Origin of the sequence: Lentzea atacamensis (genome assembly GCF_003269295.1) — a bacterium.
In the GTDB taxonomy this organism is placed as follows: Bacteria; Actinomycetota; Actinomycetes; order Mycobacteriales; family Pseudonocardiaceae; genus Lentzea; species Lentzea atacamensis.
Map to the genome: position 1 here is coordinate 375,437 of NZ_QLTT01000009.1, position 16,139 is coordinate 391,575.

A 16,139-nucleotide genomic window follows, 5' to 3' on the forward strand; every position below is an offset into this window, starting at 1 on the left:
TCCGGGTCGCTGGATGATCACGACTTGGGAGACTGATGCGAGCGCTCATCGCGCTGGCGGCGATCACGGCCATCGCGGGCTGTGTCGCCGCCGTACCGATCGACCGGCCGTCCGGCTACACCGCGCCGAACAAGCTCGACTCGTGCCGCGTGGACCTTCCCCAGGACTGGAAGGACGAACTCTCACGCAACACAACGGTGGCCGGTTCCCACGAGAAGGTCACCATCGTCGCCGCCAACGCGAACGCCGACGTGACGCTCGTGAAGACCACGCGCAACAGGACCACCGAACTCGTGTTGCGCGACCGCGAGAAGCGCCAGCAGGTCATGGCGGTGCAGGACGACGCACAACTCCACGGCGTCGAGTTCGACGGCCGCTGGGTGACGTTCTCCACGACCCCGAGCCCGTCCGACCGCACCACGACCACCTACGCGTGGGACTCGCGCAACGACGGCGCGCCCGTGCGGATCGGCGGCAGCGGTGCCGTGGTGCACAACGGGAAGGCCGCCTGGGCCGACAGCAAAGGCGTGCACCTGTACGACCTCGCGAAGAAGAAGGACAGGATCGTCGGGCAGGGCGAGGAGCCGCTGTTCCTCGGCGACGCGGTCATGTGGCTGCAGGACGGGAAGTTCCGCGCCGAGGTGGCGTTACCGGAACAGCTCCGCGACGCGCGGCCGAGCGGGAGCGCGGCGTCCGACGGCCGCACGGTGGTGTGGGCGCAGGGCGACGCGCTGCACGGCTGGCGTGAGGGCTGGACCGAACCGCGCGAGCTCGCCGGGATCAGGACCGCGCCCAAAACCGAAGGCATCCTCTTCCCGCGGGTCAGCGGCGACTTCGTGTCGTGGCAGTCGGAGTCGTCGTACGTCACGGACATCCGCAGCGGCGCGACCATGCACACGACCGACGGCGCCTATTGGCTGGAAGTGCACGGCGGTGCTTTGACGCAGCAAGGATGGCGCGGCGTGGCGGCCGCTCCCCTGTCGTCGCTTTCACCGTTGCCCCGCTGTTGAAGCAGTGACGAACAACACGAAAGTGTTGTTCAGGGCAACGCAACGGGGAACCCCTGCACCTTTACATCCGTATCCCCTGATGCAAACGGCGTACCCCCCGATGCCGTTCCCCGACGCATGCCCAGAGGTGTACCTGCATGAATTCGTTGACGCACGCCGACTACCTGGCGTTGCGCCGCTTTCCCGCTCTTGACGGCCTGCGGGCCATTGCCGCGGTGCTGGTGGTGTTCTTCCACTACGGGGGCCCGGACTGGCTGCAGGGCTGGGCGGGAGTCCAGATGTTCTTCGTTCTCAGCGGATTCCTCATCATGACGCTGATGCTGCGTGAGGAACGCGGCACAGGACGGATTTCGCTCAAGGAGTTCTACCTGCGCCGGGCGTTCCGGATTCTGCCGGTCTACTTCGTGATCCTGCTGGTCACCGCCGCCGGTTCGGCGATCGCGGGCACGTTCCTCAGCAACGGGATCGGGCCGGCGCTCAAGTACTTCCTCACCTTCACCAACGAGTTCGCCGGCGCCAGCCCGTACGGGCAGTCCTGGTCTCTGGGCATCGAGCAGAAGTTCTACGTGGTCTGGCCGCTGGTGGCGATCGCGCTGGGCACCGTCGTGCTCAGGCGCCGCGCCGGCGCCGCCCTCCTCGGCATGCTGCTCGCGCTCGTGATCGTCAGCTTCACCGTCTCGCACAGCAACCCCGGCTGGCCGCTGCACTACTTCTCGATCCTGACCGGCGTCCTGCTCGCCATCGCGCTGCACAGCCCGCGCGGGTTCGCGTTGCTGCGCCCCCTCACGAACCCGGTCGCGCAGGTGATCGTCTCGATCGGATTCGTCGGCGTGCACCTGAGCGTGAAGCCGATCGCCGCGTTCCTCGACGGGACCAACGGGATTCCCGGCCACGTCCTGGTCATCCCGGTGTACGCGCTCGCGACGGCGGTGCTGCTCACCGCGCTTGCCGCGCCTGGGCCGGCGACGACGTTCCTCTCCACGAAGCCGATGCAGTTCGTGGGTGAGCGCTCGTACTCGCTCTACCTCGTGCAGACGATCGCCGCGACGGTCATCGCGTTCTTCTGGCCCGCCCTGTCCGGTATCGGACAGTCCGTGGTGGTCACCGCGCTGGGGCTGGCGCTGGCGAGTGTCCTGTACACGACCGTGGAGATCCCGATGATCAACCTCGGTCGTCGCGTGATCACCCGCCAGCGCGCGGCGGCCACCGTCAAGGCGGCCGTGGTTCAGCAGGGTGCGCCGCAGCCTCCCACGCCGCAGTCCGAGTCGTTGCGGTTGGCGACCATCGGGCAGGCCCAGCCGTAGAACGGGTTCGGGGCGAGCGGCACGGGTTCCCGGTCGCTCTCCCTGGCCAGTTCCCTGGCGTGGTGCGCGGTGAGCGTCACGTTCGTGCCGCTCGCCTGGGCGTCGTAGGCGCCCTTCTCCAGCTCCAGGATCTCGACACCGCGCGAGATGTCGGCGACGAACACGGTGTTGCGGTGCCAGTACGGCGCCCACGACGTCGCGGTGTCCGGCCGCCAGTAGCCGATCTGGATCGGCTTGGCGGGGTTGGAGATGTCGAGGAACCGGGTGCCCTGGTTGTACCAGGAGTAGGCCACGATCCTCTTCTGCACGTCGAAGTAGTGCGCGGAGCACGTGACGTTGCCGGGGATGGTGCCCTCCTGGTCGTCCGGGCTCCAGATGCCGACGGTCCTCATCTCCTTGGGCCGCTCACCCCAGCCCTCACCGTTGTGCGTGCCCTGCAGCGAGGAGATGACGAACCGGCCCTCGGTCTTGCACGTGGGCGAACCGAACGCCTCCTCGGTGTGCAGCAGCAGCGAGCCGGCCGGGTTCTCCCGCGTGGGCTGCGGGCCGTCGCCGAGCGTGCGGCCGGCCGGGCGGAACGAGTTGTGCGTGAACGAGGTCGGCATGTCGGCCTTCGGGACGCCGCCGCCCGCGTAGGCGACCGGGTCCCACGCCTTCGCCTCGCGGTACTTGCCGCTCAACGGGTCGCGGTGCCAGCCCTGCGTGTAGTAGCCGCGCGTGCCGTCGTCGCCCGCGACCCACGCGATGCCCTGGGCGTCGACCTGGACGTCGTGCGTGATCTTGCCTTCGCCCGCCTTGCCGCGGACGTCGACGGAGACGGGGAGCTCCTTCGGGGTCTTCGGATCGCGGATGTCGGTGACGAAGATCCGGCCGGTCCTGGCGTCCGACCGGTCGAGCCCCGCCGTCCAGAGGAACTGACAGTCGTTGATGCAGGTGCTGGTGTGACCGGTGTTCTGCCGGTGGAAGCTGAGGATCTTGAGGTCGGCCGGGTCCACAGCGGACACGATGTAGTTGCCGGTCGGGCGGTCGCCCGGCAGCGCCCGGCCGAACGAGTTGACCTCGCGTGCCAGGAACGCGAGCTTGCGCTTGGGGTCGACGTTGATGTCCTCGTTCTCCCAGAAGCGCTTCGCCGGGTCGTCCCCCGGCAGCGCCATCTCCTGCTTGGTGAGGTGGTCGAGGAGCTTCGGCTGGTCCAGATCGGTCACGTCGAACGTCTTCAGCCCGGTCTCCATGCTGACGAACGCCACGTCGCGAGGCCCGTACTGGGCGAACGCGATCGAGATGGCCCGTTCGGTGCCGGGGAGTGACGCCTTCAGGCGGACGTTCTTCGCCGCCGCCTGCAGGCGTGGTTTGTCCACCTTCGGAGTCCTGGGTTCGGCCGAGGCAGCCGAGGCCAGTCCTGCCGTGGTGAAGGCCAACAGGGTCACCGCAGTCAATGTGGCAATAACCTTCATGGTTCGACACTGGCAGCGCCTCGAACGAGACGGTCAGGTCCGAACGTCTAGGCTTCTGGGCCGTGCAGGCGACCGTGTCTACGTTTAACAGTGACGGTTCTGCCGTCGTCCTGCGCGATGACGGCGTTCTGGTCGATGTGAGCGCTGCCGCGGTCACCGCGGGTGGCTGGCGAATGCTGCGTCCGGGGCAGCGGGTGACCCTCGAACGTAGTCCCGACGGGGCGATCGTCGCCCTTCGCATGCCTGTCCTGTGACGAGGAGTTCACCAGTCAGACGTTCTCGACAGGGGCGCTCGCGGCAATAGTGCGGAACAATGCGGGGCGTGAGCACGGAGAACAACGACGGCAAGGCGACACCCTCCCGGCGCCGCTCGGCGCGAGCCAAGGCGACGCCCCCGCCCGCGGCGACTCCGCGCCGGCAGCCTCGCGCGGCGACCAGGCGGGCCTCCAACCCGCCGCGGACGAAGACCCAGCCGAACCAGCCGGTCGCGACGCCGGTACGGGGTGTCCCGTCGGCGCCGCCCGCGGTGACGTCCAGCACCCTGCCCACCGACCTGCCGGACGACCGGTACTTCAACCGTGAACTGTCCTGGTTGGACTTCAACTCCCGCGTGCTCGCGCTGGCGGAGGACTCCTCGCAGCCGCTGCTGGAGCGCGCGAAGTTCCTCGCGATCTTCGCCTCGAACCTGGACGAGTTCTACATGGTCAGGGTCGCGGGCCTGAAGCGGCGGGCGGAGACCGGTCTCACGGTGCGCAGCGCGGACGGGCTCACGCCGCTCGAGCAGCTCGTGGCGATCTCCAAGCGCTCACAGGAACTCGTCGAGCAGCACGCCCGCGCGTTCCTCGACCACATCCGGCCGGGGCTGGAAGAGCACCGGATCAGCATCGTGACGTGGGGCGACCTCACCGACTACGACCGGCTGCGCCTCTCCAACTACTTCAGCGAGCAGGTTTTCCCGGTCCTCACGCCGCTCGCGGTCGACCCGGCGCACCCGTTCCCCTACATCTCCGGGCTGTCGCTGAACCTCGCGGTGACCGTGCGCGACCCCGAGGGTGGCGGCGAGCGGTTCGCCCGTGTGAAGGTGCCGGACAACGTGCCGCGCCTCGTGCGCGTGGAGGGGGACCGTTCGTCGTCCTCCGCGACCTTCCTGCCGCTGGAGGAGCTCATCGCCGCGCACCTGGGCGAGCTGTTCACCGGCATGGAGGTCATCGAGTGCCACGCGTTCCGCGTGACGCGCAACGCGGACCTGGAGGTCGAGGAGGACCGCGACGAGGACCTGTTGCAGGCGCTGGAACGCGAGCTCGCCCGGCGCCGGTTCGGCCCGCCGGTGCGTCTCGAGGTCGCCGACGACATGACCGAGCACATGCTCGAGCTGCTCCTGCGGGAGATGGACGTCGACCCGCACGACGTCGTCACCGTGCCCGGCCTGCTCGACCTGTCGTGCCTGTGGCAGCTCTACGGCATCGACCGCAAGACGTTGAAGGACCCGGCGTTCGTGCCGGCGACGCACCCAGCGTTCGGTGAGCGCGAGACGCCGAAGAGCGTTTTCGCGACGCTGCGCGAGGGCGACGTCCTCGTGCACCACCCGTACGACTCGTTCTCGACGTCGGTGCAGCGCTTCATCGAACAGGCCGCCGCCGACCCGCACGTGCTGGCCATCAAGCAGACCCTGTACCGCACCTCGGGTGACTCGCCCATCGTGGACGCGCTGATCGACGCGGCCGAGGCGGGCAAGCAGGTCGTGGCGCTGGTGGAGATCAAGGCGCGCTTCGACGAGCAGGCGAACATCAAGTGGGCGCGCACGCTGGAGAAGGCGGGCGTGCACGTCGTCTACGGCCTGGTGGGCCTCAAGACGCACTGCAAGACCTCGTTGGTGGTGCGCCAGGAGGGGTCGACGATCCGCCGCTACTGCCACATCGGCACCGGCAACTACAACCCGAAGACGGCCCGGTTGTACGAGGACGTCGGCATCCTGACGGCCGAGCCGACGATCGGCGCGGACCTCACGGACCTGTTCAACGTGCTGACCGGCTACGCGCGCCAGGACGAGTACCGCGCGTTGATGGTGGCGCCCTACGGCGTTCGCAAGGGCATCGTCGAGCGGATCAACCTCGAGATCGAGCACGCGCAGGCCGGCAGGCCCTCCGGTGTGCGCATCAAGGTGAACTCGCTCGTGGACGAGCAGGTCATCGACGCGCTGTACCGCGCTTCCCAGGCAGGTGTGCCCGTCGACGTGGTCGTGCGCGGCATCTGCGGCCTGAAGCCGGGGGTGAAGGGGATGTCGGAGAACATCCGGGTGCGCTCGATCCTCGGCCGGTTCCTGGAGCACTCGCGCATCTTCCACTTCGTCGGCTGCGACGAGTACTGGATCGGCAGCGCGGACATGATGCACCGCAACCTCGACCGCCGCGTCGAGGTCGCCGTGCGGGTCATCAACCCGCGCCTGACCTCACAGCTGGAAGCCGTGTTCACCTCGGCGCTGGACCCGCAGACGCGCTGCTGGGTGCTGCGTTCCGACGGAGAATGGGAAGCGTCGCCGTCGGACGGATCCTCCGTTCGCGACCATCAGATGGAACTGCTGCACAAGCACGGAGCTCTTGGGTGATCAAAGCTGCTGGGGCGGTGCTCTGGCGCGATGCCGACGGTGACGTCGAAGTCGCGGTCGTGCACCGTCACCGTTATGACGACTGGTCGTTGCCGAAGGGAAAGCTGGACCGGGGTGAGACGGTCCCTGCCTGCGCGGTGCGCGAGGTCTTCGAGGAGACCGGCTATTCGTGCGTCCTCGGCCGTCACCTGAAGCAGGTGTCGTATTCGGTGAAGTCGGTGCCGAAGACCGTCGACTACTACGCCGCCGAGGCCGTTTCGGGTTCTTTCGCCGCCAATGACGAGGTGGACTCGCTCAAATGGCTGCCGGTGGCCGACGCTTCAGCGTTGCTGACCTACGAGCCGGATCGCGAGGTGCTGGCGGAGTTCACCCGTCTGCCCGCCGATCTGTTGCTGGTGTTGCTGGTGCGGCACGCGAAGGCGGGAAAGCGGTCCGAGTGGGACGATGACGACGACCTGAGGCCGCTCTCAGACGCCGGCTGGCGGCAGGCGACGGCGCTCCGCTCTTTGCTGCCCGTGTGGTCACCCACGCGCGTCCACACAGCTCCCAGGGTGCGTTGCGTGGACACCGTTCGGGCCGTGGCCGAGGATCTCTCGGTCGAGATGGTCGAGGAGCCGCGGCTGTCCGAGGAGGGCTACTGGCCCGACCCGGAGGCGGGTCTCGTGCGGCTGCTGGAGATCGCCGCCGACGAGGGCAGGGCCGTCGTGTCCTCACAGGGTGGCGTCATCCCGTCCGTGGTGCGGACGCTGGCCGAACTGGGCGGGCTGCGGCTCGACGAGATCCCGTGCAAGAAGGGCAGCGTGTGGGTGCTGGCCTTCACCAGGCCGTTCGGCGCCTGGTCCACTTCGGACTCGCCTTCGCGCTGGCCAACGCTGGTGTCGGCGCACTACCTGGCCTCGGCACTACCCCGCCCCTGACCGCTCTGAAGAACCTTTTCACGCCGCCGTCTTCCCCGCCCCCGAAAGTTCGCCTCAGGCAACGAGTTGGGCGTGGGAGGCGGCGGTTTCGCTTGTGCGGGACCCGTTCGCAGGCGTGAATGCGTTATTTCTATTGGCGCCCAGGTGACAGCGGCCGAAACACACGAAGGCCCCGGTGTGCGCACACCGAGGCCTTCCGCGTGTTGTACCGAAGTGACGCAGCCTCCTCTAAGAGGAGGCCCGTCTCACTTCTTCTTGGCAGCCGTCTTGCGAGCCGCGGGCGCCTTGGCGGCCGTGGTCTTCGCAGCGGGCTTCGCCGCAGCCGTGGTCTTGGCAGCGGGCTTCTTGGCAGCGGTCGCCTTCGCGGCCGGCTTCGCAGCGGCCTTCGTCGCGGTCGCCTTCGCGGGCGCCTTGGCAGCCGTGGTCTTGGCGGCAGCCGTGGTGGTGCGACGGGTCGCGGGCGCCTTGGTGGCGGCCGCGGCCGTGCGAGTGCGCGTCGTGGTGGCGCGCGTGGTCGTGGCCTTGGTCGCCGGAGCCTTGGCAGCCGCGGGCTTCGCGGCGGCGGCGGCGGGCTTCGCAGCCGGCTTGGCGGCAACGGCCTTCGGCAGCTTCTTCGCACCGCTGATGACGTCCTTGAACGTCGAGCCGGGGCGGAACGCGGGCACGTTGGTCTTCTTGACCTTCACGGTCTCGCCCGTGCGCGGGTTGCGCGCGGTGCGAGCCGCACGGGCACGCTTCTCGAAGACGCCGAAGCCCGTGATGTTGACCTTCTCGCCCTTGTTGACGCTGCGGACGATCACGTCCACGAGGCCGTCAACAGCAGCGCCAGCGGTCTTCTTGTCTCCCAGGCGCTCGGCGAGCGCCTCGATGAGCTGGGCCTTATTCACCGTCAGTCCCTCCCAGGACGCTCACGGCCCTAAGAGACGGGCCGACTAGAACGCAACGGTAGGCCCAAAACGCGAGAAATACCAATCGCCACGCCAGATTTTTCGTTGTGGCGTGGCTAATTGCGCCCCTTCGAGGGACAGGAGGCGCCGGATTCGCCCCTCTGGAGGGGAGAATCCGGCCCCCTCTCAGACCGCCTGAAGCGGATCCGTTGTGGGCAACCAAGTCTGGCGATCGCCCTCGAATGCGCTGATCTCGGCCTCGTGGCGGAGCGTCAAAGCGATGTCGTCGAGGCCTTCCAACAGGCGCCAGCGGGTGTAGTCGTCGATCTCGAACGGGGCAACCAAGTCCTTGGCGCGGACGGTCTTGTCGGTGAGGTCCACGGTGACCGGCGTGCCGGGCTCCGACTCGAGCAGCTTCCAGAGCAGCTCGACATCGGACTGGCTGCACTGCGCCGCCACGAGGCCCTGCTTGCCCGAGTTGCCCCGGAAGATGTCGGCGAACCGGGACGACACGACCACGCGGAAGCCGTAGTCCATCAACGCCCAGACGGCGTGTTCCCGAGAGGACCCGGTGCCGAAGTCGGGGCCCGCCACGAGGACGCTGCCCGCCTTGAACGGCTCCTGGTTGAGGACGAAGTGCTCGTCACCGCGCCAGGCGGCGAAGAGCCCGTCCTCGAACCCGCTGCGGGTCACGCGCTTGAGGTAGACGGCCGGGATGATCTGGTCGGTGTCCACGTTGGACCTGCGCAGCGGCACGCCGACGCCCGTGTGGGTGGTGAAGGCTTCCATGGTCAGTTCTCCAGGTCTGCGGGGGCGGAGAGGGTGCCGCGCACGGCCGTGGCGGCCGCCACGAGGGGCGAGACGAGATGCGTCCTGCCGCCCTTGCCCTGCCTGCCCTCGAAGTTGCGGTTCGAGGTCGACGCGCTGCGCTCGCCGGGGGCGAGCTGATCCGGGTTCATGCCAAGGCACATCGAGCAGCCCGCCTGGCGCCACTCGGCGCCCGCGTCGAGGAAGACCTTGTCCAGCCCCTCTTCCTCGGCCTGCTTGCGCACCCGCATCGAACCGGGGACGACCAGCATCCGTACTCCCGAAGCGACGTGCTTGCCCTTGAGCACGTCCGCGGCGGCCCGCAGGTCCTCGATGCGGCCGTTCGTGCACGAGCCGAGGAAGACGGTGTCCACGCGGATGTCGCGCAGCGGCGTGCCCGGCTCCAGGCCCATGTACGACAGCGCCTTCTCGGCGGCCACGCGCTCGTTCTCGTCCGCGATCTGCTCGGGGTCGGGGATGCTCGCGCCCAGCGGCAGGCCCTGCCCGGGGTTCGTGCCCCACGTGACGAACGGCGTCAGCTCGTCGGCGTCGATGTGAACTTCCGCATCGAAAGTCGCGTCGTCGTCAGTGCGCAGCGTCTTCCAGTAGGCGACGGCCGCGTCCCAGTCCGCGCCGGACGGTGCGTGCGGACGACCCTTGATGTAGTCGAAAGTCGTCTCGTCCGGTGCGATCATGCCGGCGCGCGCGCCCGCCTCGATCGACATGTTGCAGACCGTCATGCGCGCTTCCATCGAGAGGTTCTCGATGGCGCGGCCGCGGTACTCGAGCACATAGCCCTGCCCGCCGCCGGTTCCGATCTTCGCGATGACCGCGAGAATGATGTCCTTGGCCGTGACGCCGGGCTGGAGAGCACCGTCGACGTTGATGGCCATCGTCTTGAACGGACGCAACGGCAACGTCTGCGTCGCCATCACGTGTTCCACCTCGGACGTGCCGATGCCGAACGCCAGCGCGCCGAACGCACCGTGCGTGGACGTGTGGCTGTCGCCGCACACAACGGTCATGCCGGGCTGCGTGAGGCCGAGCTGCGGGCCCACCACGTGGACGATGCCCTGCTCCAGGTCGCCCATCGGGTGCAGCCGCACGCCGAACTCCGCGCAGTTGCGGCGAAGCGTCTCGACCTGCAGGCGCGAAACTGGGTCCGCGATCGGCTTGTCGATGTCGACGGTCGGGACGTTGTGGTCCTCGGTGGCGATCGTCAGGTCGGGCCTGCGCAGCTTGCGGTTGGCGAGGCGCAGCCCGTCGAACGCCTGGGGGCTGGTGACTTCGTGCAGCAGATGGAGGTCGATGTAGAGGAGGTCCGGCTCCGCACCACTGCCGTGGCGCACAACGTGTGCCTCCCACACCTTCTCCGCGAGCGTGCGGCTCATCGCGACATCTCCTACATCCTGGTCCCACATCATGGACGTGCCGACAGATCTGGACTTCTCACTGTCTGGGAAGTTAGTATCGGCTTGTGGGACAGCATAGCGGGATCGGCGTGCTGGACAAGGCAGTGGCCGTCTTGAACGCCGTAGCAAAAGATCCATGTGGCCTGGCCGAGTTGTGCAATCGCACCGGCCTGCCGCGAGCGACCGCGCACCGCCTGGCCGTGGGCCTCGAGGTGCACCGGTTGCTGCGCCGCGGCTCCGACGGCCGCTGGCGTCCTGGCGCGGCACTGGCAGAACTGGCGGGCGGGGCAACGGACCCGTTGCTCGACGCCGCCTCCTCCGTGCTGCCACGCCTGCGCGACATCACCGGCGAGAGCGTCCAGCTCTACCGCCGCGACGGCATGCAGCGCGTCTGCGTCTCGGCCGCCGAGCCTCCCTCCGGCTTGCGCGACACCGTCCCCATCGGCGCCCGCCTCCCGATGACCGCCGGCTCCGGCGCCAAGGTCCTGGCCGCCTGGTCGGACCCTGGCACCCAGCGCGCCGTTCTCGCCGACGCCGTTTACGGCGAACGCACTCTCCTGGAAGTCCGCCGCCGAGGCTGGGCACAAAGCGTGGCCGAACGCGAACCAGGCGTGGCCTCGGTCTCAGCCCCAGTGCGAGACTCCTCCGGCACCGTGGTGGCAGCCGTCTCCGTAAGCGGCCCCATCGACCGAATGGGCCGACGTCCTGGCGCCCGCTGGGCAGCCGACCTCCTAGCAGCAGCCGAGGCCCTCCAAAGCCGCCTCTAAAGCACCAACGCCAAGCGGCCGTCCTCCCCACAGGGAAGGGCGGCCGCACGCGTAACCACCCAACGACACGCCGCAACTCCCCCACGACACGCGGTACAACCCCGGATGCCCGCCAGAGCACGCCAAGGCGCACAGCGATGGCGATGGCGGCCACAACCGGCCGGCGAAGGACGCACAAGGCACAGCGACACCGCGACACAACCGCCGCGGCCACAACGGGGCAGGGCCGGAACGAAGCCCGCAAGCGCCCAACGATTCGACGCGCGAACGTCAGCACAGCCCCCGTGAGGTCCATCGGATCGTGAGCCGCGCGAACGCCACCGCAAGCCCTGCGAGGCGATCGGATTGTGATCCCCACGCAAACCCGGGATACCCCGGTCACAGTTAGCCGCCTCACCCGGCAGGTATCCCACCAACATTCCCAGGCGGGCGAAACGAAGCCCAAAGAATTGGCATCCACCATTCCAAGGTGATCCCAGTCTCACCCAGGGATTCCGGCGAGCGAAGCGAAGCCCCCACTCCCACGATGTTCAACCTACGGGGGTCCGGGGGGCGAAGCCCTCCCGGCTGGGGGTCTGGGGGCTCGGCCCCCAGAAGACAAATGCGAAAGAGGCCCGTCGACGTTTTCCGTCGACAGGCCTCTCCCACCTCTGTAGCCCCGAAGGGATTCGAACCCTCGCTACCGCCTTGAGAGGGCGGCGTCCTAGGCCGCTAGACGACGGGGCCCTAGAACTTCCTGCTGGTTTTGAACCTTATCAGATCACTCTGTCCGGTCCAAATCCGGCTATTCAGTTCTTCTTCTTGCTTTGTTACCGGCTCCGGAAGCTTACCCGAGGGCAGTTCTTCCGCAGCAGCTGGGGTACCAGGACTCGAACCTAGACTAACTGAACCAGAATCAGTCGTGCTGCCAATTACACCATACCCCATTGGCTTTCACGATCGACTTCGGTTCCCCGTGGAGTTCCGAGCCCCTCGTTGCTGCCGGGAGAAATACTAGACCACGTGGCCACCAGAAGTGAAATCGGCCCCCACCTGCAGGCAAACGAGCAGGTGAGGGCCGGTCTCAGGGCTGTTCCGCCGAGAGGTCAGGCGGTGGCGGCGGAGAGCTCGCACACGAGGAGCTCCGGAAGTTCCGCCAGCGACGTGATCGAGGACAGGCCGGCGGGCAACGTGCCGCCGGTCGGACCTGTCCGGTTGATCCAAACGCCGTGCATCCCGGCGTCACGGGCACCGATGGCGTCGGCGTGCAGGCGGTCTCCCACGTGAACCGTGTCGCCGGGCGGGACGCCCAGGGCCAGGCACGCCGTGTGGAAGATCACGCGGTCCGGCTTGGCGCAGCCCACCTCACCCGCGATCAGGACGGCGTCGAAGTAGGCCGAGAGTCCGAGCTGGGCGATCTTCACGCGCTGGTGACGGCCAGAGGCGTTGCTGATCGCGGCGATCGGAAGGCCCGTGGCGCGCAGCCAGTCGAGCATCGGGATCACGTCCGGGAAAAGACACCACCCCGCGGAGAGGACCTCCTGGCGGAACAGCTCACGGCGGGTGGCTTCCTCCAGCGTCAGCTCTTCGCCGAGAGCGGCGAAGAAGGCCTGGGTGCGGATGTTGCGCATCGACTCGTACTGGAGTTCACCAGCCAACTGGCGGGACACGTGGTCGTCGGTGATTCGCTGCCACAACGACCAGGCGTCGGCGTTACCGACCATCGAGGCCAACGCGGCGCGCGATGAAGTGCTGTAGTCGACAAGTGTGTCGTCGACATCCAGGCAGACAGCGCGGATCTCGCCGGTTCTCTTACGCGTGAAAGTCGGGGACGCAGTTGTCACCCCGTGAGGCTAGGTGTGAGTGGGCCTCGTCCGATTCGGCTAACGAGGTGATTCCTATAGGTCCTTGCACGATCAAGAAGACCTTGAGGCTCCGAACGAACTAGTCAGACTCGTCCGGGCGCCAAAAGCAATCACCCGGTCGAGTGTTGTTGGGCAACCGTGCAGTTGCCCGAACGGGCCGTTCCGCGAACGCGACACCATAGCCCGTACAAGGACATTTCGCACAAGCCGCAACCGTTTTGGGGCCTGGGTTCCCAGACTGTCCACAGTGGAGCCAGGCGGAGCGAGCCGCGTCACCCCCGAACCAGCTTGACGCACCCGGCGATCAAGAGCATGCTGGGTTTATTCAACAGCAGTTGAAAAGAGGGGATCGACATGGAGAGGACCACCTGCCTCGTCGTCGGAGGCGGACCTGCGGGAATGGTGCTGGGGCTGCTGCTGGCGCGCGGTGGCGTGGAGGTCACGGTGCTGGAGAAGCACGCCGACTTCCTGCGCGACTTCCGCGGCGACACGGTGCACGCGTCGACGCTCACGCTCATGGACGAACTGGGGCTGGGGCCCGCGTTCGAGCAGGTGCCGCACCAGGACGTGGACAAGATCGAGGCGCTGCTCGACGGCGGCGCCAAGGCCACGATCGCCGACCTGTCGCGGCTTCCCGGCCCGAACAAGCGCATCGCGATGGTGCCGCAGTGGGACTTCCTGGACCTGCTGGCGGACGCGGGCAAGCTCGAGCCGTCGTTCACGTTGAGGATGAACACCGAGGTCACCGGGATCACCAAGCAGGGCAACAGGGTCACGGGCGTGACCTACCGCGACCGCGTCGACGGGCACGAGGGCGAGATCGCCGCGGACCTCGTCGTCGCGGCGGACGGGCGTGGCTCGATCCTGCGCGCTGCGGTCGACCTGCCGGTCTACCGCTTCGGCGCGCCGATGGACGTGTGGTGGTTCCGCTTGCCGCGCAACGAGAGCGACCCCGTCAAGGGTGGCGCCGGGCGGTTCAGCGCCGGCAGCGGCATGGTGCTCATCCCGCGCGGCGAGTACTTCCAGTGCGCCTTCCTGATCCGCAAGGGCACGGACCGGCAGCTGCGCGCGGAAGGCGTGGAGAAGTTCCGCGAGCGCGTGGTCACGCTCATCCCGTGGCTCGCCGACCGCGTGCACCACATCGAGTCGATCGACGACGCGAAGCTGCTCGACGTGAAACTGGACCGGTTGCGGCGCTGGCACGTCGACGGCCTGTTGTGCATCGGTGACGCGGCGCACGCGATGTCGCCGGTCGGCGGGGTGGGGATCAACCTGGCCGTGCAGGACGCGGTCGCCACCGCCAGGCTGCTCGCGAGGCCGTTGCGCCAGGGCAGGGTGACGAGCGAGACGCTCGCGAAGGTGCGCAGGCGGCGCCTGTTCCCGACGATGGTGATCCAGACGATGCAGCGGGTGATCCACCGGCTGTTCCTCGGCCGCAAGCTCAACAGCGCCGAGACGGTCTCGTCGACCGGCATGCCGTTCATGCTCGAGGCCGCCCAGCGGTTGCCGTTCCTGCAGGCGGTACCGGCCTACGTGATCGCGATCGGCCCTCGCCCGGAGCACGCGCCGGAGTTCGCACGCAGGAAGCCGCAGACGATCGCCAGGTCGTGACCGTTCTAAGTCGCCACGAAAGCCTCGGAGGACTCGCCGAGCACCATCGCCACGGCGTGGGCCCGGTCCCGGGCACCCAGCTTGCGCAGGATCGCCTTCACGTGGGTCTTCACGGTGTCGTTGCTGATGAAGAGCCGCTGGGCGATGCGGGCGTTGTCCATGCCCTTCGCCATCTCGGCCAGCACGTCGAACTCGCGGGCCGACAGCTGGGCGAGCGAGGCGGGCGGAGGCATCCGCGCCGGCAGGCGGGCCAGCGATCCCACCCGCGCGTCGATCGTGGCGGGAGCGCCCCGCACCGCGGCCGCGATCAGGGGTAACAGCTCGGCCACTGGCGAGGTTTTCAGCAGGTAGGCCACGGCGCCGGCGTCCAGCGCCGCGCGGGCCCAGCTCGGACTGTCCGCATTGGACAGCACGACGACACGGGCGCTCGGCCGGTACTGCGCCGTGTCCCGCACGGTGCGCAGCGGCCCGGCGCCCGGCACGTCGAAGTCCGTGACGACCAGGTCCACCAGGACGCTGCGCAAACAACGCGCGGCATCAGCCACGGTGTGGGCGATGCCCACAACGCGGAAGCAGTGCGTGCGATGCAGCGAGATGCGCAGCCCCTCGGTGATGAGCTGCGAACCGTCGACGAGCAACACACGGGTGGACGCCAGGTCCGTCATGACACCGGGAAGTTACTAGCGGGTACCCGGGTGCGTAAGCTGCCGAGCGCCGGATTGCTCCGTACGGCTACCTATTTGCGACCGGATTGGTGAGCGTGCCAAGGCCGTCCACAGTCACGGAGACCGTCTGTCCGGCCCTCATCGGTCCGACGCCGGCCGGCGTCCCGGTGAGGATCACGTCGCCGGGAAGCAGCGTCATGATCCCGGAGACGTACGCGATGAGCGACGGAATGTCGTGCACCATCAACGAAGTACGCCCGTCCTGCTTGACCTCCCCGTCGAGCTCGGTGACGACGCGGACGTCGGAGGGGTCGAACTCGGTCTCGATGAACGGACCCATCGGGCAGAACGTGTCAAAACCCTTGGCACGCGTGAACTGCACGTCCTTCTTCTGCAGGTCGCGCGCGGTGACATCGTTGGCGATGGTGTAGCCCATCACCACGCTCATCGCCTTGGCCTTCGAGACCTCGCGGCACGGCTGGCCGATGATGACCGCCAGCTCGCCCTCGAAGTCCACGCGCTCGGACGCGGCCGGGATCTTGATCTCGACGTTCGGCCCGACGACCGACGTGTTGGGCTTCAGGAAGACCAGCGGTTCCGCGGGGACCTCGTTGCCGAGCTCCGCCGCGTGGTCCGCGTAGTTGCGGCCGATGCCGATGATCTTGGTCGGCAGGATCGGCGCCAGCAGCCTGACGTCGGCCAAGGGCCACTTGCGGCCGGTGAACGTGGGCGTGCCGAAGGGGTGTTCGGCGATCTCTGCGGCTTCCTCGCCGTGAACGGCGACGAAAGCAACGCCTTGAGGATGAGCGATTCGGGCAATGCGCACGTATACAACCTTAGACGGTGTCCCTGCAGA

14 protein-coding genes and 2 tRNA genes are annotated in these 16,139 nt (G+C 68.0%); 7 read left to right on the forward strand and 9 right to left on the reverse strand.

Annotated features, from left to right (window positions below; translation table 11 throughout):
• Positions 1–35 precede the first annotated feature (35 nt).
• Both C8D87_RS35090 and C8D87_RS35095 read left to right on the forward strand, forming a co-directional pair.
• Complete coding sequence (locus tag C8D87_RS35090; RefSeq protein ID WP_112230021.1) at positions 36–1,010, forward strand: hypothetical protein; 975 nt, start codon at positions 36–38, stop codon at positions 1,008–1,010.
• A 137-nt stretch (positions 1,011–1,147) separates the two neighbouring features.
• Positions 1,148–2,314, forward strand: coding sequence for an acyltransferase family protein (locus C8D87_RS35095; protein WP_112230023.1), 1,167 nt, complete (start codon positions 1,148–1,150; stop codon positions 2,312–2,314).
• Here C8D87_RS35095 and C8D87_RS35100 read toward each other — a convergent pair.
• Positions 2,236–3,741, reverse strand: a complete 1,506-nt coding sequence (locus tag C8D87_RS35100) for an LVIVD repeat-containing protein (protein WP_112230025.1) — start codon at positions 3,739–3,741, stop codon at positions 2,236–2,238. The two genes, C8D87_RS35095 and C8D87_RS35100, sit on opposite strands and share 79 nt — an antisense overlap.
• 89 nt (positions 3,742–3,830) lie before the next feature.
• Here C8D87_RS35100 and C8D87_RS35105 point away from each other — a divergent pair, with 89 nt between their 5' ends.
• Genes C8D87_RS35105 through C8D87_RS35115 form a run of 3 tightly spaced genes read left to right on the forward strand, consistent with a single transcriptional unit; the run spans position 3,831 to position 7,290 of the window.
• Positions 3,831–4,022 carry a cold-shock protein gene (locus C8D87_RS35105; protein WP_112230027.1) on the forward strand — a complete coding sequence of 64 codons (192 nt, stop codon included), beginning with the start codon at positions 3,831–3,833 and terminating at the stop codon, positions 4,020–4,022.
• A 59-nt stretch (positions 4,023–4,081) separates the two neighbouring features.
• Positions 4,082–6,373 carry an RNA degradosome polyphosphate kinase gene (locus C8D87_RS35110; protein WP_109634231.1) on the forward strand — a complete coding sequence of 764 codons (2,292 nt, stop codon included), beginning with the start codon at positions 4,082–4,084 and terminating at the stop codon, positions 6,371–6,373.
• Entirely contained in the window at positions 6,373–7,290 is a 918-nt protein-coding gene (locus tag C8D87_RS35115) for an NUDIX hydrolase (protein WP_233439406.1), read from the forward strand. Before C8D87_RS35110 ends, C8D87_RS35115 begins: the two co-directional genes overlap by 1 nt.
• Positions 7,291–7,535: 245 nt before the next feature.
• Here the strand turns inward: C8D87_RS35115 and C8D87_RS35120 are convergent, their stop codons facing one another.
• The 3 genes from C8D87_RS35120 to leuC form a co-directional block, all read right to left on the reverse strand.
• On the reverse strand, positions 7,536–8,177 hold the full coding sequence (locus C8D87_RS35120) for an HU family DNA-binding protein (protein WP_112230030.1): 642 nt from the start codon (positions 8,175–8,177) through the stop codon (positions 7,536–7,538).
• A 186-nt stretch (positions 8,178–8,363) separates the two neighbouring features.
• The gene (gene leuD / locus C8D87_RS35125; protein WP_109634239.1) at positions 8,364–8,966 is read right to left on the reverse strand and encodes a 3-isopropylmalate dehydratase small subunit; all 603 of its coding nucleotides are present in this window, start codon (positions 8,964–8,966) and stop codon (positions 8,364–8,366) included.
• A gap of 2 nt (positions 8,967–8,968) precedes the next feature.
• Positions 8,969–10,375 (reverse strand): 3-isopropylmalate dehydratase large subunit, encoded by a 1,407-nt coding sequence (gene leuC, locus C8D87_RS35130; RefSeq protein WP_109634241.1) that lies wholly within the window; start codon positions 10,373–10,375, stop codon positions 8,969–8,971.
• 86 nt (positions 10,376–10,461) lie between these two features.
• Between leuC and C8D87_RS35135 the strand changes: the two genes are divergently transcribed.
• On the forward strand, positions 10,462–11,163 hold the full coding sequence (locus tag C8D87_RS35135; RefSeq protein ID WP_170154825.1) for an IclR family transcriptional regulator: 702 nt from the start codon (positions 10,462–10,464) through the stop codon (positions 11,161–11,163).
• A gap of 653 nt (positions 11,164–11,816) precedes the next feature.
• Here the strand turns inward: C8D87_RS35135 and C8D87_RS35140 are convergent.
• The 3 genes from C8D87_RS35140 to C8D87_RS35150 all read right to left on the reverse strand — a co-directional run bounded on the left by C8D87_RS35140 (position 11,817) and on the right by C8D87_RS35150 (position 12,986).
• Positions 11,817–11,889 (reverse strand) — tRNA-Glu (locus C8D87_RS35140).
• A gap of 128 nt (positions 11,890–12,017) precedes the next feature.
• Positions 12,018–12,089 (reverse strand) — tRNA-Gln (locus C8D87_RS35145).
• A gap of 159 nt (positions 12,090–12,248) precedes the next feature.
• Positions 12,249–12,986, reverse strand: coding sequence for an HAD family hydrolase (locus tag C8D87_RS35150; protein WP_112230032.1), 738 nt, complete (start codon positions 12,984–12,986; stop codon positions 12,249–12,251).
• 375 nt (positions 12,987–13,361) lie between these two features.
• On the opposite strand from C8D87_RS35150, the gene C8D87_RS35155 reads away from it, so the two are divergent.
• Positions 13,362–14,618, forward strand: a complete 1,257-nt coding sequence (locus C8D87_RS35155; protein ID WP_112230034.1) for an FAD-dependent oxidoreductase — start codon at positions 13,362–13,364, stop codon at positions 14,616–14,618.
• 5 nt (positions 14,619–14,623) lie between these two features.
• Here C8D87_RS35155 and C8D87_RS35160 read toward each other — a convergent pair whose 3' ends face one another.
• Entirely contained in the window at positions 14,624–15,283 is a 660-nt protein-coding gene (locus tag C8D87_RS35160; protein WP_109634247.1) for a response regulator transcription factor, read from the reverse strand.
• Between the two features lie 67 nt (positions 15,284–15,350).
• A complete protein-coding gene (locus tag C8D87_RS35165; RefSeq protein ID WP_109634250.1) occupies positions 15,351–16,109 on the reverse strand; it encodes a fumarylacetoacetate hydrolase family protein in 759 nt (252 codons plus the stop codon).
• Between the last annotated feature and the right edge of the window lie 30 nt (positions 16,110–16,139).